Here is a 17,425-nt window from a genome sequence, read left to right as displayed (position 1 = left end):
TTCAACTCTGCGGGCTGCCCAGAGTGCGGTCAATAATACCGCTGAACAGATCGGCCATGGCCGGGATCAGCGCATCGGGAAAGTCATAATCGGGATTGTGCAGTTGGGGATGGTCTTGGCCTGCGCCGACATACAGCAAGGTGGCCTTTGCACCATCGCCCCCCACGCGCCCGAAGTCTTCGGACCAACTCATCGGGGTTGGCATGTCATAAATCGCGCGCCGCTGATCCTGCGCCACATGCCGCGCAATGGCGGTCGCCTCCGTGTCGTTTGCGACCGACAGAAAAATGTCGTGCCAGTGCACCTCAGTTGTCAGGTCGGGAGTGTTTTGCGCAACCAGCGCCATCGCGTCGCGGACCAGCGCGTCCATTCTCGCATCGGTCATGCAGCGCAGCGTCACACGCAACTCGCCCTGTCCCGGTGCGATGCCAAAGGTCGGCTCACCCAGCCGCGCATGGGTCAGCGTGCACAGCGCAAACTCATCGTCGCCTATAGTGCCCGTGCCCAGCTTTGGCAGCGCCTCCATCAACGCGGCCATTGCCCGGGCGGGTGAGACGCCGTCTTGGGGTGCTGCGGCATGGGTGCTTTTGCCCTCAAGCAGAATTTGCATCCCCCGGGAGGCGCAGTTGCCCGGCCCCGCCCGCAGACCGATTTCACCCAGCGGGCGACCGGGCACATTATGATAGGCAAAGGCATAGTCGGGGCGGATTTCTGGCCAGCGCGGATCCGCAATCACCGCCTTGGCACCTGCACCGGTTTCTTCGGCGGGCTGAAACAGCAGGATAACGCGCCCGGTGGCAGGCCGTGTTGCCAACAGATTGGCCACCCCCAGAAGGGACACCATATGCCCGTCATGGCCGCAAAGATGCCCTTTGCCCACGATTTCGGAGCGGTACGCATGATCTGATGTCTCATGAATCGGCAACCCGTCCAGTTCACATCGCAACAGGACGGTTGGCCCGTCCTCCCTGCCCTTGAATTCCGCTGCAACACCATGCCCACCAAGCCCGCGCCAGATGCGATCGGCCCCAAGAGCGGCAAGTTCCTGCGCAATAAGTGCGGCGGTCAGCGCCTCCTCCCCTGACACTTCGGGGCGGCGGTGCAGGTCATGGCGCAATTTCGTCAGCGCGGCGCATTGTTGTTGGGTAAGACCCGTCATGTTCGCCCCTTCGGGTTCAGGTTATCAGAAAATCTCGAACAGCCCGGCGGCACCTTGCCCGCCACCGACGCACATGGATACAACTCCCCATGTCACGCCTCTGCGCTTTCCTTCCAGCAGGATATGCCCAGCCATGCGTGCCCCCGACATGCCATAAGGATGACCGATAGAAATCGCGCCGCCGTTGACGTTCAGTCTGTCATCGGGAATTTCCAGAGTGTCCCTGCAATAAAGCAGCTGTGCTGCGAAAGCTTCGTTGATTTCCCACAGGCCAATGTCATGCAGCCCAAGCCCCGCGCGTTCTAATAGTCGCGGGATTGCCACGACGGGCCCGATCCCCATTTCTTCGGGGGCGACACCGGCAACGGCGAACCCGCGCAGGGCACCCAAAGGGGCCAAGCCGCGGCGCGTGGCCTCTTGTGCCTCCATGATGACCAATGCAGCGGCGCCGTCAGACAGTTGACTGGCATTGCCCGCGGTGACGGTCTTGCCATCGCCCAGCACAGGGGCAAGCCCCGCAAGCCCTGCGGCTGTCGTCGTGGGGCGGTTACATTCATCCTGCGCAAGGCGAACGTGCTGTTCACGGGTCTCGCCTGTTGTTTTGTCTTTCACCAGACTGACCGTGTCCACAGGGATAATCTCGTCGGCAAAAAGCCCGGCCTGTTGTGCGCGTGCGGTCCGTTGCTGACTGGCCAAGCCATATTCATCCTGTGCGGCGCGGGTGACGCCGTAGCGTTTTGCCACGACCTCTGCGGTTTCCAGCATGCTCAGGTAATAGCTGTCCTGTGTGTTTGGGTCGTGGTAGCGGTGACCATTCCAATGGCTGTTCTGCACCAGCGAAATACTTTCCACCCCGCCAGCAAGTGCTATGTCCACCCCTTCGCAGCGCACCATGTGGCCTGCGATTGCGATGGCGTTCAGGCCAGAGGCGCATTGCCGGTCAACGGTTGCCCCTGCAACGCTGTCAGGCAGGCCTGCCGCCTGCGTGATATGCCGGGCCACGTTGGCACCGGATGACCCTTGGGTCAGGGCTGATCCAAAGGCGGTCTCTTCAACCTCGGGCCCGGTCAGGCCTGCCCGTTCCAGCGCGGCGTGCACGGCGGGTTTTGCCAGGCTGGGGGCAGTCGTGTTGTTAAATGCGCCGCGATAGGCCTTGCCAATCGGCGTGCGGGCCGTGGACACGATAACAGGGTCGCGCATGTGCCGTCTCCTCAGAAGTTTTCGGTGCCGCACCAGTCAGCAATAAACAGGGCGGTGGCCTTGGTAATCCGGCGCATACTTTCCAGATCAACCCGTTCGTTAAAGCCGTGGATCGCCTCGGCGCGCGGGCCGTAGACAAGTGCGGGCGTATCGGCATAAAGCCCAAAGAAGCGCGCATCCGTGGTGGCGGTGATCGCCTCGCGGACCAGCGGTTCACCGGTGGTGGATTGATGGGCGTGATCCAAGGCATTGATGGCCGCCGCCGCATTGGCGGAACTGTCTTGCGACAAGGCGTAACCTTCGGCATGAAACCCGTGATAGACGATTTCCGGCAGCGCGTTGCGCAGGAAATCATTCTCGCGCGCGGCATCAAGGATCACTTGTTCGATCTCGGCTTTGGCAGCGACGATGGACTGGCCGGGAAAGATCGCCATGCGCACGTCAAATACGCTCCATGCAGGGACTGAACTGGTCCAATCCCCACCCTGAAATTTGCCCACATTGAGGTTCAGCGCGTGATCCATGTGGGCGTAGTCATCGGGGCGGTTTTCGGCGGCATTCCAGCGATGTTCCATGGCGTGAAGGGCATTGATCAGGGGGATTGCCGCTTCGATCGCGTTTGCGCCGCTGCCGGCATAGGCCACGTGGGTGGGCCGCCCCTTCAGGTGGACCTGAAACCAGATCACGCCAAGTTGGGCTGTGACAAGATGCTCTGCAAATGGTTCAGGGATAAGTGCCGCATCGGCGGTATAGCCACGCGCAAGACAGGCCAGCGCGCCATTGCCGGTGCATTCTTCCTCGACCACGGATTGGTAATAGACGTCAGCCGCAGGGGCCAGACCACAGGCGGCCAGCGCATCGAGCGCAAAAAGGTTCGACGCAAGACCCGCCTTCATGTCGCCGCCGCCGCGCCCGTATAGCCAACCATCTGCGATGCGCGGCTCGAACGGTGGGCTGTCCCACATATCCAGCGGCCCGGCTGGCACCACATCAACATGGCCATTCAGGATCAACGAACGCCCTTGTCGGGTCTTTGATCGGTGCGCGCCGACAACATTGACGGCATTGTCGTATGGGCCAAGCACCGGCGAAAAGCCCGGAAGGTCCTGAATTTCGGCCACATCTATCTGCCAGCGATCGACAGCATAGCCGCGCACGGTCAGCGCGCGTGCCATGAAATCCTGCGCGGATTGTTCCTGCCCGCGGGTGGATGGATGGGCGGTCAGTTCCGACAGAAAGGCCGTTTGCTGGTCAAAGCCTGCGTCCACCGCATCGCACAACCGGGTTTGCAGATCAGATTGCATGGGGAACCTCAGAATCTGGGGAGAGTTGTTTCAGGAATGTTCAGCGGTGCGCCGGTGGCATCGGCGACCTCTGACGGGCTGACCTCATGGGCGGTTTCCACCAGTGTGAACCCGCCCTGCCCCACATCAATAACCGCCATATCGGTGAATATGCGCGCCACGCACCCTTTAGCCGTCAGCGGTAGGCTGCATCTGTCTTTCAGCTTGGGGTTGCCCGCACGGTCTGTATGGGTCGTGAGCACAACAACCCGCCGCGCCTTTTGTGCCAGCTCAATGCCCCCACCAACACCGGGAGAGAATTTGCCGGGAATTTTCCAGTTGGCCAGATCGCCGTTGGCCCCTACCTCGAACGCGCCCAGCATGGTCAGGTCCAGCCGACCCGAGCGGACCAGTGCAAAACTTGTGGCGCTGTCGAAAAAGGCAGAGCCGGGCACGGTAGAAACGTAAGCTCCGCCTGCATCGATCAGGTTCCGGTCAGCCTGTTCGGCGGATAATGTCGGCCCAATCCCCGTCAGCCCGTTTTCCGTATGCAGACAGACGGGAAAGTCAGCAGGCAGATGATTGACGACACGTGTCGGCAGTCCGATCCCAAGATTGACCACCATGCCAGGTTTGAGTTCGCGGGCCGCACGCGCGACCATTCGGTCTCTAGCGTCGGACAACGGCATATTCCTTTGAAAGCGCACCCAATGCGGCGACATGGTCGACAAAGACACCGGGGGTGTGAATGTCATTTGCGGCCAGCGCGCCAAGGTGCAACAACTGCTCGGCCTCGGCAATGACGCAATCAGCCGCCATCGCCATCAGCGGGTTGAAGTTCTGCGCAGTGGCAACATAGGCCAGATTGCCGAATGTATCGGCGCGGGCCGCATGGACCAACGCCACATCGGCCCGCAGTGCGGGCTCTACAAGCAGGTTCTTCCCGTCAAACGCGACCACCTGTTTGCCCTCGGCCAGTTCGGTTCCGATGCCAATATCGCTCAGGATTCCGCCCAGCCCCGCACCGCCTGCGCGGATACGCTCGGCCAGAATGCCCTGCGCGTTGAATTCAACTGTGATCTCGCCCGCATTCATCAGCCTGATTGCATTGGCGTTAAGGCCCAGATGCGTAGTGATCAACCGCGAGACCTGCCCACTTTGCAGCAGATGGTCGATGCCCATGTCGGGTTCATTGGCGTCATTCTTGATCACAGTCAGGTCGCGCGCACCGTGGCGCACCAACGCCTGTATCAGCGTAAATGGCGTGCCGGGCACACCAAAGCCACCGACCATCACGGTCGCACCATCCTTGATTTGCGCAATCGCCGCTTCAATGCTGCTGCTTTTGTCGGGCAGTTTCATCAGGCCACTTCCAGAACAGGCAAGCCTGCCTCTTGCGCAAAAGCCTCGATCGCGTCGCGTAGAATGGCCATCATGTCCCTGATCTGCGGTTCGGTGATGATCAGCGGTGGCGCCACAAGGAAGTGATCACCGGATGTGCCGCCACGTGTGCGCCGCGAATAGATGATCAGACCGCGGGCGTAGGCAAGTTCGACCAGCCGCGTGTGGGCGTCGAGCCCGACAGGGAGCGGTGCCATCGTGTTGCGGTCAGAGACAAATTCAAACGCCGTCAGCAAGCCCTTGCCACGCACATCACCGATAAACGGGTAGCGTTCCATCAGGCTTTCAAGCTCTGCCATCAGGACTTTGCCCATGCGGGCCGCGTTTTCAACCAGTCCCTGCTCTTCCATTTCTTCAAGCACCGCGAGGCCTGCGGCACAGGCCAGCGGATTGCCTGCATAGGTGAACCCGTGCTGAAAGCCGCCCGCGTCCAGCACAGGTTCGACCAACCGCTTGCCCGCGACAATCGCCCCAAGCGGGGCATAACCCGCGCCAAACCCTTTTGACATGGCCACAATATCTGGCGTGATGCCCCAATGTTCTGCGGCGAGAAATTTGCCGGTGCGGCCTGCCCCTGTCATGACTTCGTCATAGATCAGCAGCACACCGAATTCGTCGCAAATCTCGCGCACGCGGCCGTAGTAGCTATCAGGCGCGACAAGCGCACCGGTGGACGCGCCGCCGACAGGTTCCATCACAAAAGCCAGGACGTTTTCGGGGCCTTCCTGCACAATCTGATCGCGCAGCAATTCGGCATATTTCAGCCCGCGCGCTTCTTCGGTCAGGTTATCGCGGTCAAGATATGTAGCGGGTGCGGGCACTTTGGGCATGCCAGCCAGCATCGGCGCAAAGGGTTCGCGCAAGGGGTCATACCCTGTCAGGTCCAATGCACCGAACGTGCAACCATGATATGACGGAAAGCGTGAAATCACCTTGTAGCGCTGCGGCTGGCCTTGGGTCAGTGCATATTGCCGGGCCAGTTTGACCGCACTTTCAACCGCCTCTGACCCACCAGAGACGAAAAACACACGGTCCAGACCTGCCGGCATCAGGGACACCGTCTTGGCAGCCAGATCCTCGGACGGATGGGTGCGAAAATGCAGCCGATAGCCGAATGTTGCCCGGTCCATCTGCGCCTTGATCTTGGCCAGAACGCGCGGGTTGGAATGCCCGATATTGGACACCATCGCACCGGATGACCCGTCGATGTAGCGCTTGCCGTTTTCATCGAACAGATAAATCCCTTCACCCCGATCAAGAAAGGGGCGCGGATTGCGGGACTGATAGAACAGATAAGAGGCCTCGTTGCTCACTTGGCACCTTCCAGATGTTTGCGCAGAAATGCGCGGGTGCGGTCTTTGGTCGGGTTTTTGAACAGGATTTCAGGCGGGCCTTCTTCGACCACAACACCCTGGTCCATGAACAGGACGCGGTCGCAGACCGATGCCGCGAAATCCATTTCGTGGGTCACAATGATCATTGTCATCTGCTCTTGGGCCAGCTTGCGCATGACCTGATTGACCTCTTCGACCAGTTCCGGATCAAGCGCCGATGTGGCCTCGTCGAACAGCATCAGTTTTGGCTTCATCGCAAGTGCGCGCGCAATTGCAACGCGCTGTTTCTGACCGCCAGACAGTTGCGATGGATAATAGTCGATCCGCTCCAGCAAACCGACGTGATCAAGCTGTTCCTCTGCCAGCTTGTCAGCCTCCTCCTTGGACAGTCCGTGCAGCATCATCGGCGCCATGGTCACATTTTCGCGGGCGGTCATATGGGGGAACAGGTTGAAATGCTGGAATACCATGCCAACCTGCTGACGCATCTGGTTGATGTGTTTTTCATATTGCCGATGGGGCAGCTTCTGGTTCACCTGCACCCCGTCAAGCCAGACCTCGCCGCCTGTCAGCGGGTCCAGATCATTGATCGCCCGCAGCAAGGTCGATTTGCCCGACCCTGACGAGCCGATGATCCCAACAATCTGCCCGCGCTCCACGGTCAGGCTGATATCCTTGAGCACCTCAACAGTCCCAAAGGATTTTTGCGCGTGCCGGATTTCGACAAAATTTGGATGATCGGTCATACTGGCCTCTTTTGCTCAGCGAGAGATGGAGATGCGGCGTTCAATGCGGCGCTGCACCCATTCCATCCCAAGGTTGATGACGTAGTAACAGGCGGCTGCCAGCAGGTAGAATTCGAACGGCCGATAGGTCCTGCCAATGACGCGCTGGGCCGACAGCGTCAGTTCGCTTACCCCGATCACGGACACCAGCGCACTGTCTTTCAAAAGCGCGATCATATTGTTGCTGATCGGGGGGATCACGTCACGCACCGCCTGGGGGATCACAACCTTGCGCAGCGCCTCTGTCCGGCTCAGACCCAAGGTACGCGCGGCCTCCATCTGGCCCTTGTCGACCGCAAGAATGGCCGTCTGGATCAGCTCAGAATTATAGACTGCAAAATGCAGCCCCAGCCCGACAATCCCCGCAACAAAGGCGGGCAGGTCAATGCCGATTTGTACCAACCCAAAGTAGATCAGGAATAGCTGTAGCAACAGCGGCGTGCCCATGAATATCCACGCGATCAGACGAAACGGCTGCCGGATGATCCATGGCGCATAAAGCGCAATCACCGCAAAGATCACCCCACCAAAAAAGCTGAGAAGTGCTGCAGCGATCGTAATCCCGATCGTCCAGGCGCAACCCAGAAGGATCACATCAAGGTATTTAGGGATGACAGTGAAATCGAGGCCCATCAGTTCGTTCCTTCCCGATCAGCTGATCTGCACTTTGCGGTCCAGCCAGGCAACGCCTTTACCAGTCGCATAGATGATGATCATGTAAAGCAGGCCCGCCAGCAAAAACATTTCAAACGGCTTGTAGGTAGACCCGATATAGCGCTGGGCTGTGTAGGTCAGTTCAACCACTGAAATCGCGGCAACCAGCGCGGTTGCCTTGATCAGCATGTTCAGGTTCACCCCCAACGGGCGCACCATCAACCGTGCGGCCTGCGGCAGGATGACCTTGTAGGTTGCCTGCCATTGGCTCAGCCCCAATGTGCGCGCGGCCTCGCGTTGCCCTTTGCTGATGGAAATGATCGCCCCACGGATCGTTTCGGTCATGTAGGCACCTGCATTGATGCCAAGCCCGATCACACCGGCTTCGAATGCGTCAAGCTGAATGCCGATCTGCGGGCCACCAAAGTAAAGAATGAAAAGCTGGATCAACGCGGGCGTGCCGCGAAACAGGCTGACGTAGGCCGCGCCGAGAAACCGCACAAAGCCAAACCGCGAAAGGCGTGCCGCCGCCCCCAGCGTGCCGCAGATCAGCCCGAGAATCGCCGTCAGCACCGACAAAAGGATCGTGACCCAAGCCGCCTCCAGAAAGAACGGATAGACTTTGAGCATCAGTTCGAAGTCCACTTTTCACTCCATTGTGTTGGTTGACACGCATCGCTGACGGTGGACTGTCCCGACGGAATCACACGGCATTGTTGGGAAAAAATTGTTGGGAAAAACCGATTCAGATCGGGTAGCCCCGCCGCCGTCATGGCAGCAGGGCAAGGCACGGTTAGCGAATATCGGCGCCGATCCACTCTTCAGCGATGGCCAGATAGGTGCCGTCGTCCATCATTGAATCCAGCGCTTTTTGCATTTCTGCGGCCAGTTCAGGATTGCCTTCACGAATCGCAATGCCAGCACCAAAGGGCTCAGTGGTCGGATCGCCGAACATCTCGAACTCCTGCCCTTTTTCGGTCATTGCGAGAATGGCGGCGATCGAGTCGTTGACAATGGCGTCAACACGGCCGTTTTCCAATTCAAGCAGCAATTCGGGCAGACCTTTATAGGTATTGATGGAATAGCCGCGCTCCCGCGCCCAATCCTCGTGGGTTTCGCCCAAGGTCAGGCCGACCTTAGCGCCTTCGAGCCCGTCAAGGCTCGTGATACCTGACCCCGGCTTGGTAAAAATCGCACGTTTGTCAGAATAGTAGGGCCCGACAAAATCGACGACCTCATCACGCTCATCCGTGATGGTCATAGAGCCGACAATGGCATCGTACTTGTTGGCCAGCAGCCCGCCGATAATACCGTCCCAAGCGGTTGTGACGATTTCAACTTCAAGCCCCATGCGTTCGGCGATCTCGGCGCCGATGGCCGGGTCAAAACCAACCACCTGATTTTCATCGTTCACAAAGTTGAAAGGAGGATATGCACCGGACATGGCGATGCGGATCACCCCTTTTTCCTTTAATGTATCAAGCTCTTCTGCGGCAACATTCATCCCGAATGTAGCCAGACCCGCAGCGGCGATTGCGGATTTCAAAATTGTTCGGCGAACCGTCATATGTCATTCTCCCTAGGTGTGTCACGCTTTTTGGCCATTGCAGGCACAACGCTGGCGGATCTGTCCGCTCTGTAAATAAAACTTGCATGGCAGCGAGTATCGCGCAAATAGATAATCAGTATTATTGATATAGATGAAATCTATGAAGCAGCCGCACATACAAAGATTCCCCTGGAACCTCGACTGGAATCTGCTGCGCACCTTCATGGTCGTGGTCGAACAGCATGGAATTTCCAAGGCAGCCGATTTCCTTGGGCTGAAGCAGCCCACGATTTCGGCAGCACTCAAACGTCTGGAGCAACACACAGGGCAGACGCTGATTATCCGCAAACCAAACGAGTTTTCCGTCACGCGGGCGGGGCAAGTGCTATACACGGAATGCGCCAAGATTTTCGGATCAGTCTCGCAGCTTCCTGCGTTGCTCAATGTCGCCCATGCAGAGCTGCGCGGACATTTGTCGATTGCCACAACCAGCCATGTGGTATCCGAACATTTCGACAATATCCTGAGTGAATTCAACAGGTTCTACCCCCAAGTGACCTTTTCTTTCACAGTCTCGGAAAGCAACGAGGTTGAAACGATCGTGTCGCAGAACCGGGCCAGTTTTGGCATTTGCCTGCTGTCCGAAACGCCGAAAAACCTGGATACACTTGTGCTTTACCGCGAATATTTCGGGCTCTATTGCGGGGCGCGGCACCCGCTGTTCAATGCCCCGCATATCGATCCTGCCGCGTTGGAAGGCGAAGCCTTTGTCGCCTTTCAAACCGAGGCTGAAGGCGGTCCACTCGAAGCGATTTCACGACTGCGGATTCGCCTAAGGCTCGCGAATAGCTGGCGGGGGGTGTCGTCAAGTCTGAATGAAATCAGGCGTATGATCATGGCGAACATCGGCATTGGGGCATTGCCGCTGCATGTCGCCAAACGCGACGTTGACGCTGGTCGTTTGCGCCAGTTGCCCCCTTATACCGATTTACCGATGGTGAACATTTACGTGATCACCAATCCCGAACGCCGCTTTTCCGATGCGGAAGCAACATTCCTGTCGGCATGTGCTGCGAAACTCTCAAAAATCGACATCGCAGAGCGGACATACGGGGCCTGAGACAAAAGCAAAAAGGGCAGTCCGATTGGACCGCCCTATTCCGAAAATCATGTGCCAGCGATTAACGCTTAGAGAACTGGAAGCTCTTGCGGGCTTTCGCCTTACCGTACTTCTTGCGTTCAACAACACGGCTGTCGCGTGTCAGGAAGCCAGCGGCTTTCAGTGCAGCGCGCAATGTTGGATCATACAGTTGCAGCGCCTTGGAAACACCGTGCTTGACTGCACCGGCCTGACCAGACAGACCGCCACCCTTGACCGTTGCCATCACGTCGAACTGACCGGTCACACCGGCAACAGAAAACGGCTGCGCAAGAATCATCTGCAAAACGGGACGTGCAAAATATGTGTTCATATCCTTCCCGTTCACCGTGACCTTGCCGGAACCCGGCTTGATCCAGACGCGGGCAACCGCATCTTTGCGCTTGCCGGTCGCATAGGAACGGCCCAGTTCATCACGAACGGGTTCACGTGGGGCAGCTTCGACGACGGGCGCATCAACAGTCTCGATGCCTTCTGCGACTTGGCCCAGCTCTTCGAGCGAGTTTACTTGGTCGGCCATTATGCGGTCCTCGTGTTCTTTTTGTTCATGGATTTCACATCCAGAACTTCGGGCTTTTGGGCTTCCATACCGTGCTCGGTGCCTGCGAAGACGCGCAGGTGTGTCATCTGCTGGCGGGACAGTTTGCCACCGGGCAGCATCCGCTGCACAGCTTTCATGATCACGCGCTCGGGATGCGCACCTTCAAGGATGTCAGCTTTGGTCTTGGACTTGATCCCGCCGGGATGACCCGTGTGCCAGTAATAACGCTCGTCACGCTTGTTACCGGTCATCTGGATTTTCTCGGCATTGATTACAATCACATTGTCGCCCATATCCATGTGCGGCGTGAAAGATGGCTTGTGCTTGCCGCGCAAGCGCATCGCGATGATCGACGCAAGACGACCAAGAACAACGCCTTCAGCGTCGATCAGGATCCATTTCTTGTCGATATCCGCAGGAGTTGCGGTAAAGGTTTTCATATCTCACCAATTCGTTTGGGGTGGCGTGCGGCCACTGTCATTCGGATTGGGGTGTTATAGACAGGGTTGCGACCCAGTCAAGCAGCATAAACTTTAATAAATGATGCAATATCAATGCGTTAAAATTTAGGTATTAATTTACCCCACTCAACCATCGACCAAGGCATCCGGATTCCCAAGCAGATCATTCATAACGTCCAGCGCCTGCAGGTAGCGCATATCTGAAACACAGGTATTGACGGCAAGCCGCACAGCGTTCGGGGCCATCGCGGTAGAGAGAGCAAATTCATCCGCAGGCCGGATCGTGACACCTTTGCCGGCACATGCCATTGCAAAACTGGAAGCCCGCCAGCCAGTTGGCAGTTGCAGCCAGACGAATGGTGCATCCTCGCGCCAGCGGATATTCCAGCGGCCAAGCTTGTTGACAGCAGACCGCACCCGCCCGGCTGTGCGGGCTATAACGTCAGACCGGATTTGCGCCGCGTTGCCGGATGTCAAAAGGTTCTCGCACAGGTCGACAATCGGCTGTGCGACACCATAATGAGAGCTTTGCGCCACCTGACGCAGTGACTTGCCGCCATCCAGCGGGGCAACAGCGTAACCAAAGCGCAAAGCCCCGCTGACTGACTTGGTCAGGGCCGAAACATAATAGGACTGGCGCGGTAGAATCGCGCGGTAACATGGCACATCGGTCGATCCTGTTGTGTGACAATCATCCTCGATGATGCTGAATCCAAAACGTTCTGCAACGGCAGCAATCGCCTTTTTGCGGGCATAGCCCGTCTTGACTGTGGTCGGGCTGTGCACTTCGGCTGCCGTGATCAAGACCTGCCCGCCATGTTTGCGATAGGCCTCGACCAAGGCTTCGGGAATGATCCCCTCTTCATCCATCGCCACCCCGACAACCTTGGCCCGCAACAACCTTGCTGCGTGGCGGGTGCCCGGATAGGCTAACTCTTCGGCGAGGATGACAGGCTGCGGACCGTGCAATATATCCTGCAGAGCGAGGATACAGCCGTTCTGAGCGCCATTTGCCAAGACCACATCATCGGCACCAATCGGGCCCAACCGCCCCTGCCCGATCCAATCCACCACAGCTTGTCGCGCATCAAAATCCGTTTCTGCGGTGGGATAGCTGATATGCGGTCGCCTGCGCGACTGGGCGAGACGGATCAGCGTCTCGTCAATGATCACCCCCTGCCCGACATCAGGGACCCGGCTGCTGCGAAAGTCAGCGGTTTCTTCATCAACCGCGTGCAAAAGCGGGGTTTCGGCCTTCCGCGTCTTTCTGGCCGGGCCTGATACAAACGTCCCGCGTCCTACTTCTGCGACCAACAGGCCTTCATCGGTCAGTATACCGTATGCACGTGCAACTGTCCCCGGTGTGATGCCTGCGCGGTATGCCAAATCACGCACAGGGGGGAGTTTTGCGCCTTGTGCCAAGCTGCCCGAGGCGATCGCATTCCTGATCGCTTGGGCGAGGGCCTTGTATTTTGCGCGCCCTGCACCTGACAGGTCGGGTTGCCATATTGTATCGGGTACAATCATTTCCTAGACCTAACACTCTCACTAATTGTATCAGTCAGCCATAGCATCTTGCTATATTGTGTCAATACAATTGAAGGAATGAACCCATGTCACAAGCGCTGAGATCTGCGCACATCGCCACATTGAACGACCACGTACCACTGCCAGTTCTGGCGGTCGTTGCGGTCCGTTTTGCGGTGGCCGTGACCAAATGGGATCGCCTGCGAAAGACCCGCAAGCATCTGCGCACGCTTGATCCGCATTTGCTGCGCGACATTGGTCTGGACCCTGTGACCGCGCAAGCGGAAGCCGACAAATCTTTCTGGCAGGACTAGGATCAGGACCCTAAGCCTTTGCCATTCCCCAACTGGGCTGGATCAATTCCGGCCCGTTTTTATTTTGGCGGTATCGCATAGGTCAGCGACGCGCGCGCAACCGGCGGCGCAAGCCCTTCGCTATACAGCAACGCATCGCCGACCGCCAAAACACGACCCAATTTCAGCAGCCGGGTCACGCACAGCATATCAACACCGGCGGCGGGCTTGCGCATGAAATCAATCGAGCAATTGGCTGTCACCGCCAACGCCACAGGCCCCAGCCGGGACAGAACAGCAAAATACATACCAAGATCAGCCAACGCAAACATGCTTGGGCCCGATACTGTGCCGCCGGGGCGCAAGTGCCTGTCTTGAACATTTAGCCGGACGGTCACCTGGCTCTCGTCGAGGGCGTCAACGGTAAAATCACCAGCCACTTGGGGGAATTGCTCTGCAACGAAGCTTTCAAGCGCTGCAATGTCCATCTTCAGTTCCAAATTCCTGCGTCCTCCCCTAGAGTTCGGGACAAATCACCATGGGGGGCCAAGAATGACAATCCTAGACAGACAAGACGCAGGGCATATTGCAACCCTGACAATGAATGCACCGGACCGCCTGAACGCATTGTCAGACGCGATGCTTGCTGCTTTGCATGGCGCATTTGATACAATCGCCGAGGATGACTCCATCAGGGCCGTGATCCTGCGCGGCACGGGCAAGGCCTTCTGTGCGGGCCATGATCTGAAGGAAATGCAAGCCGGCAGGCAGGCACCTGATGGGGGTGCCGGTTATTTCAAGGACCTATTTGATCGCTGTGCCGCCATGATGCAGCGGGTGCAATCAATGCCGCAGCCCGTCATCGCACAGGTACACGGCATTGCCACAGCCGCAGGCTGCCAGCTTGTCGCAACCTGCGACATGGCGATTGCGGCGGACGACACGCGATTTGGGGTCAACGGCGTCAACATCGGCCTGTTCTGTTCCACACCAATGGTCGCCCTGACGCGCAATATCCCGCGCAAGGCCGCGTTCGAGATGCTGACAACGGGGCGGTTCCTGCATGCAGCCGAGGCCCGTAAACTCGGGCTGATCAACCGCGCCGTCCCAATGCAAACACTGGACGCCGAAACTCGGTCGCTGGCACAAATGATCGCCGCAAAACTGCCAACCGCCATCAAGATCGGCAAGTCGGCCTTCTACGAACAGCTCCAAATGCCAACAGCAGACGCCTATGCCTACACAGGGGCAGTGATGGTCGAAAATATGCTTGATCAGCAAACAAACGAAGGCATCACCGCATTCCTTGAAAAACGCGATCCGGACTGGTCTTAGGGCCATGGCTTCTTATGGCCAAAAATATCCCCGCCGGAGGCTCCGACAGTCATAACCCGTAAATTGCGCCGAATTTATCCTCTAGGTAGGCCAACAGCGGCCCTTCTGACGGCGGCCCGCCAGCGGCATGCGTGATCGTCTCCACAGGCGTGCGCAACCCACCATATTTTTGCAGGTTGTCGCGTAGCCATCCGGTCGCCTGTGACGTGTCACCCTTGGCCAGTCCGCTATCCAGATCAGGCACCGCCTTGCGCAGTGCTTCATGCAGGCAACCGGCATAGACATTACCCAGACTGTAGGTCGGGAAATAACCAAACAGCCCTTCAGACCAATGCACATCCTGCAAGACACCGTTTGAAGGTCTATCAACGGCAAATCCGAAATCGGCCGCAAACCGGTCATTCCAGGCCGCCTCCAGATCACCAACCGCCAGATCACCCGCGATCAGTGCCCGCTCAAGATCAAAACGCAGCAGCACGTGCAAATTATACTGCACTTCATCTGCCTCGGTGCGGATAAACCCGTCGCTGACACGGTTGACCGTGGCAAAAAAGGCGTCTTCATCGGCGATCCCGAAGTCACCGAACATGTCGCGCATCTGCCCGTAAAGCCAGCCGGTAAAAGCACGGCTGCGGCCTAGTTGGTTTTCATAAATCCGGCTTTGGCTTTCATGGACGCCCATTGATACACCGCGGCCCAACGGGGTCAGCAGATGTTGTGCGTCAATCCCTTGTTCATAGGCGGCATGGCCCACCTCATGCACGGTCGAATAAAAGCAGCCAAACGGATCGTGGGCACTGGTGCGGGTGGTAATCCGCACATCCAGCCCCGACCCCGATGAAAACGGATGCACCGCCTGATCAATACGCCCGTTTTGCACGTCATATCCAAAGGCCAGGGCGAGCTTGTGTGAGAGCGCCAGCTGCCCTGCTTCATCGAAAATCTGGTTTAGCTGGGCCGGGGCGGGCTGCTCCAGAATGGCCGCGCGCAGGGCAACCAGTCGCGGGCGCAACGCATCAAACATCGCCGCCAATTGCGCCCCTGTGGCACCTGCCTCGTAATCATCAAGCAGCGCGTCATAGGGGTCGGCGTTGCCTGCAACCGCCGCCGCCTCCTCCTTGCGCAGGTCCACGACCTCTTGCAGGATCGGAAGAAATGCCGCCACATCTTCATCGGCGCGAGCCCGCGCCCAGACACCGTGCGCCAGTGATGTGGTCTTGGCCAAAGCTGTAGCCAACTTTGCGGGCACCTTGGCGGTGCGCTCGAAATTGCGGCGGATGTGGCGCAGGTTGGCTTTGGCAACCTCATCAATTGCCTCGGCCTGCGCCAACCATTCACCCACGCGCGGATCAATCCGACGTGCATGCAGGATATTCGCCATCGCGCCATGCTCTTCGGCCCGCTGTGGGGTTGCGCCCGCGGGCATCACGGTTTCCTGATCCCAACCCAGACGACCTGCGATCTGCCCCAGTGCCTCGGTCTAGCGCTGAAACGCCATAAGTTCTTCATATGCAGACACGGGTCAGGCCCCCTTGATAGATTGCGGCAATGGATATTGCGCCAGAAAGCGGGCGCGCAAGATCAGCGCCCACAGCACAACGGCCCCCAGCTGATGCACGATGGCAATCTGCCACGGGGCTGCGTAGATCACAGTGACAATCCCCAACACCATCTGGACCAGCATCAGCGCCATGACCGCATTGAATGCAAACCGGGTCAGGTCGTTGGCCGACTTGCGGGCACGCAGCCACACGACCAAGCCGAACAGAAACAGCAGATACCCCGCCATCCGGTGCATGAACTGAACAAGCCCCGCATCCTCAAAGAAGTTCCGCCAGAGCGGTTGAAGATCAAAAGGCTGCGGCGGCAAAAACCCACCTGCCATCAAGGGCCAGTCAGGATAGGCGCGGCCCGCGTCAATGCCTGCGACCAGTGCGCCCAGCAAAATCTGAAAGAAGGCAAAGCCAACCAGAAACGATGTCATCCGCGCAAGGCCCGCATCGCCGCTGCGCCGGGCCTGCAACAAATCCGCCTGCGTGCGTCCCAGCCGGTAGACATACCAGCTGATGAAGCCGAATATCACAAAGGCAAGGCCAAGATGGGTGGCCAGCCGATATGACGCGACATCCAGCATCCCCTCCTCAAGGCCAGAGGACACCATCCACCAGCCGATAAAGCCCTGCAAACCGCCCAAAGCGCCGATAAACAAAAGCCGCCCGGTCCAGCCCGCAGGAATCTTGCGGGTTGCAAGAAAGAACAGAAAACCTGCCGCCCAAACCAGTCCGATCACACGGCCAAGCTGCCTGTGACCCCACTCCCAATAGTAGATAACCTTGAACTCAGTCAGTGTCATGCCCTTGTTCTGCAACTGATATTCCGGAATGGCGCGGTATTTGTCGAACTCCGACTGCCAGACATCCGCAGACAAGGGGGGCAACGCACCGGTGACAGGTTTCCATTCCGTGATCGACAGGCCGCTGTCGGTCAGGCGGGTCAGACCGCCAACGACTATCATAACGACGACCAATGCGAAAAGTGCCATCAGCCAGACGCGGATCGCCCCGCGTGCACCCTGGGCCACCTTGCCAATCCCGCCCGGAGCGGCAACCTGCTTGGGCGTATCGCCGACCTCTTCAAAAATACTGCGTTTGGTGGCCATGCCCCCTCCGGTCCTGTTTATTGATGCGCGGAACCTATGCTTGGCAACAGGCGGCTGCAAGCGTCAGAGTGCCACAGACGCCAGA

19 protein-coding genes are annotated in these 17,425 nt (G+C 58.2%); 3 read left to right on the top strand and 16 right to left on the bottom strand.

Translation table 11 applies throughout. From position 1 onward, the window contains the following. Nucleotide 1 precedes the first annotated feature (1 nt). From C8N45_RS15535 to C8N45_RS15490, 10 genes are all read right to left on the bottom strand, one after another. Nucleotides 2–1,159 carry an amidohydrolase gene (locus C8N45_RS15535; RefSeq protein ID WP_108387181.1) on the bottom strand — a complete coding sequence of 386 codons (1,158 nt, stop codon included), beginning with the start codon at nt 1,157–1,159 and terminating at the stop codon, nt 2–4. Between the two features lie 24 nt (nt 1,160–1,183). Further along, a complete protein-coding gene (locus C8N45_RS15530) occupies nt 1,184–2,359 on the bottom strand; it encodes a thiolase family protein (protein ID WP_108387180.1) in 1,176 nt (391 codons plus the stop codon). A gap of 11 nt (nt 2,360–2,370) precedes the next feature. After that, nucleotides 2,371–3,663, bottom strand: coding sequence for an ArgE/DapE family deacylase (locus C8N45_RS15525; protein WP_108387179.1), 1,293 nt, complete (start codon nt 3,661–3,663; stop codon nt 2,371–2,373). Between the two features lie 8 nt (nt 3,664–3,671). Continuing rightward, the gene (locus C8N45_RS15520) at nt 3,672–4,325 is read right to left on the bottom strand and encodes a 3-oxoacid CoA-transferase subunit B (RefSeq protein WP_375342477.1); all 654 of its coding nucleotides are present in this window, start codon (nt 4,323–4,325) and stop codon (nt 3,672–3,674) included. Beyond that, nucleotides 4,312–5,004 (bottom strand): CoA transferase subunit A, encoded by a 693-nt coding sequence (locus C8N45_RS15515; RefSeq protein ID WP_108387177.1) that lies wholly within the window; start codon nt 5,002–5,004, stop codon nt 4,312–4,314. The genes C8N45_RS15520 and C8N45_RS15515 overlap by 14 nt, the downstream gene beginning before the upstream one ends. Beyond that, on the bottom strand, nt 5,004–6,356 hold the full coding sequence (locus tag C8N45_RS15510) for an aminotransferase family protein (RefSeq protein WP_108387176.1): 1,353 nt from the start codon (nt 6,354–6,356) through the stop codon (nt 5,004–5,006). Before C8N45_RS15510 ends, C8N45_RS15515 begins: the two co-directional genes overlap by 1 nt. Further along, complete coding sequence (locus C8N45_RS15505) at nt 6,353–7,123, bottom strand: amino acid ABC transporter ATP-binding protein (protein ID WP_108387175.1); 771 nt, start codon at nt 7,121–7,123, stop codon at nt 6,353–6,355. Before C8N45_RS15505 ends, C8N45_RS15510 begins: the two co-directional genes overlap by 4 nt. A 15-nt stretch (nt 7,124–7,138) precedes the next feature. Then, nucleotides 7,139–7,795 carry an amino acid ABC transporter permease gene (locus C8N45_RS15500; RefSeq protein ID WP_108387174.1) on the bottom strand — a complete coding sequence of 219 codons (657 nt, stop codon included), beginning with the start codon at nt 7,793–7,795 and terminating at the stop codon, nt 7,139–7,141. A gap of 18 nt (nt 7,796–7,813) precedes the next feature. Continuing rightward, nucleotides 7,814–8,461, bottom strand: a complete 648-nt coding sequence (locus tag C8N45_RS15495) for an amino acid ABC transporter permease (RefSeq protein ID WP_108387173.1) — start codon at nt 8,459–8,461, stop codon at nt 7,814–7,816. 148 nt (nt 8,462–8,609) lie between these two features. Next, nucleotides 8,610–9,383, bottom strand: a complete 774-nt coding sequence (locus C8N45_RS15490; protein ID WP_108387172.1) for a transporter substrate-binding domain-containing protein — start codon at nt 9,381–9,383, stop codon at nt 8,610–8,612. Between the two features lie 142 nt (nt 9,384–9,525). Between C8N45_RS15490 and C8N45_RS15485 the strand changes: the two genes are divergently transcribed. Then, the gene (locus C8N45_RS15485; protein ID WP_108387171.1) at nt 9,526–10,485 is read left to right on the top strand and encodes a LysR family transcriptional regulator; all 960 of its coding nucleotides are present in this window, start codon (nt 9,526–9,528) and stop codon (nt 10,483–10,485) included. Nucleotides 10,486–10,546: 61 nt separating this feature from the next. Here C8N45_RS15485 and rpsI read toward each other — a convergent pair whose 3' ends face one another. The 3 genes from rpsI to C8N45_RS15470 all read right to left on the bottom strand — a co-directional run bounded on the left by rpsI (nt 10,547) and on the right by C8N45_RS15470 (nt 13,053). Then, a complete protein-coding gene (gene rpsI / locus C8N45_RS15480) occupies nt 10,547–11,044 on the bottom strand; it encodes a 30S ribosomal protein S9 (RefSeq protein WP_108387170.1) in 498 nt (165 codons plus the stop codon). Continuing rightward, a complete protein-coding gene (gene rplM, locus C8N45_RS15475; RefSeq protein WP_108387169.1) occupies nt 11,044–11,505 on the bottom strand; it encodes a 50S ribosomal protein L13 in 462 nt (153 codons plus the stop codon). Before rplM ends, rpsI begins: the two co-directional genes overlap by 1 nt. Nucleotides 11,506–11,652: 147 nt before the next feature. Beyond that, a complete protein-coding gene (locus C8N45_RS15470) occupies nt 11,653–13,053 on the bottom strand; it encodes an aminotransferase-like domain-containing protein (RefSeq protein ID WP_108387168.1) in 1,401 nt (466 codons plus the stop codon). Between the two features lie 86 nt (nt 13,054–13,139). On the opposite strand from C8N45_RS15470, the gene C8N45_RS15465 reads away from it, so the two are divergent. Then, nucleotides 13,140–13,367: a DUF1127 domain-containing protein gene (locus C8N45_RS15465; protein ID WP_108387167.1), complete on the top strand. Its 228-nt coding sequence runs from the start codon at nt 13,140–13,142 to the stop codon at nt 13,365–13,367. Nucleotides 13,368–13,426: 59 nt separating this feature from the next. On the opposite strand, the gene C8N45_RS15460 is transcribed toward C8N45_RS15465, so the two are convergent. Next, on the bottom strand, nt 13,427–13,846 hold the full coding sequence (locus C8N45_RS15460) for a PaaI family thioesterase (RefSeq protein ID WP_108387166.1): 420 nt from the start codon (nt 13,844–13,846) through the stop codon (nt 13,427–13,429). Nucleotides 13,847–13,898: 52 nt separating this feature from the next. Here C8N45_RS15460 and C8N45_RS15455 point away from each other — a divergent pair, with 52 nt between their 5' ends. Beyond that, entirely contained in the window at nt 13,899–14,681 is a 783-nt protein-coding gene (locus tag C8N45_RS15455) for an enoyl-CoA hydratase (protein ID WP_108387165.1), read from the top strand. A gap of 49 nt (nt 14,682–14,730) precedes the next feature. Here C8N45_RS15455 and C8N45_RS15450 read toward each other — a convergent pair whose 3' ends face one another. Beyond that, nucleotides 14,731–16,152 (bottom strand): carboxypeptidase M32, encoded by a 1,422-nt coding sequence (locus tag C8N45_RS15450; RefSeq protein WP_245882704.1) that lies wholly within the window; start codon nt 16,150–16,152, stop codon nt 14,731–14,733. Nucleotides 16,153–16,203: 51 nt separating this feature from the next. Continuing rightward, the gene (gene ctaA, locus C8N45_RS15445) at nt 16,204–17,340 is read right to left on the bottom strand and encodes a heme A synthase (protein WP_108387164.1); all 1,137 of its coding nucleotides are present in this window, start codon (nt 17,338–17,340) and stop codon (nt 16,204–16,206) included. Nucleotides 17,341–17,425 lie beyond the last annotated feature (85 nt).

Origin of the sequence: Yoonia sediminilitoris (genome assembly GCF_003058085.1) — a bacterium.
In the GTDB taxonomy this organism is placed as follows: Bacteria; Pseudomonadota; Alphaproteobacteria; order Rhodobacterales; family Rhodobacteraceae; genus Yoonia; species Yoonia sediminilitoris.
The sequence above is the reverse complement of the archived record's forward strand: the minus strand, read 5'-3'. Positions and strand labels throughout refer to the sequence as shown.

Bases quoted from the DNA above. Each gene is read 5' to 3' on its own strand.
- C8N45_RS15535 (WP_108387181.1), bottom strand. From the start codon at position 1,159: ATGACGGGTCTTACCCAACAACAATGCGCCGCGCTGACGAAATTGCGC.
- C8N45_RS15530 (WP_108387180.1), bottom strand. From the start codon at position 2,359: ATGCGCGACCCTGTTATCGTGTCCACGGCCCGCACGCCGATTGGCAAG.
- C8N45_RS15525 (WP_108387179.1), bottom strand. From the start codon at position 3,663: ATGCAATCTGATCTGCAAACCCGGTTGTGCGATGCGGTGGACGCAGGC.
- C8N45_RS15515 (WP_108387177.1), bottom strand. From the start codon at position 5,004: ATGAAACTGCCCGACAAAAGCAGCAGCATTGAAGCGGCGATTGCGCAA.
- C8N45_RS15505 (WP_108387175.1), bottom strand. From the start codon at position 7,123: ATGACCGATCATCCAAATTTTGTCGAAATCCGGCACGCGCAAAAATCC.
- C8N45_RS15500 (WP_108387174.1), bottom strand. From the start codon at position 7,795: ATGGGCCTCGATTTCACTGTCATCCCTAAATACCTTGATGTGATCCTT.
- C8N45_RS15490 (WP_108387172.1), bottom strand. From the start codon at position 9,383: ATGACGGTTCGCCGAACAATTTTGAAATCCGCAATCGCCGCTGCGGGT.
- C8N45_RS15485 (WP_108387171.1), top strand. From the start codon at position 9,526: ATGAAGCAGCCGCACATACAAAGATTCCCCTGGAACCTCGACTGGAAT.
- rpsI (WP_108387170.1), bottom strand. From the start codon at position 11,044: ATGGCCGACCAAGTAAACTCGCTCGAAGAGCTGGGCCAAGTCGCAGAA.
- rplM (WP_108387169.1), bottom strand. From the start codon at position 11,505: ATGAAAACCTTTACCGCAACTCCTGCGGATATCGACAAGAAATGGATC.
- C8N45_RS15470 (WP_108387168.1), bottom strand. From the start codon at position 13,053: ATGATTGTACCCGATACAATATGGCAACCCGACCTGTCAGGTGCAGGG.
- C8N45_RS15465 (WP_108387167.1), top strand. From the start codon at position 13,140: ATGTCACAAGCGCTGAGATCTGCGCACATCGCCACATTGAACGACCAC.
- C8N45_RS15455 (WP_108387165.1), top strand. From the start codon at position 13,899: ATGACAATCCTAGACAGACAAGACGCAGGGCATATTGCAACCCTGACA.
- ctaA (WP_108387164.1), bottom strand. From the start codon at position 17,340: ATGGCCACCAAACGCAGTATTTTTGAAGAGGTCGGCGATACGCCCAAG.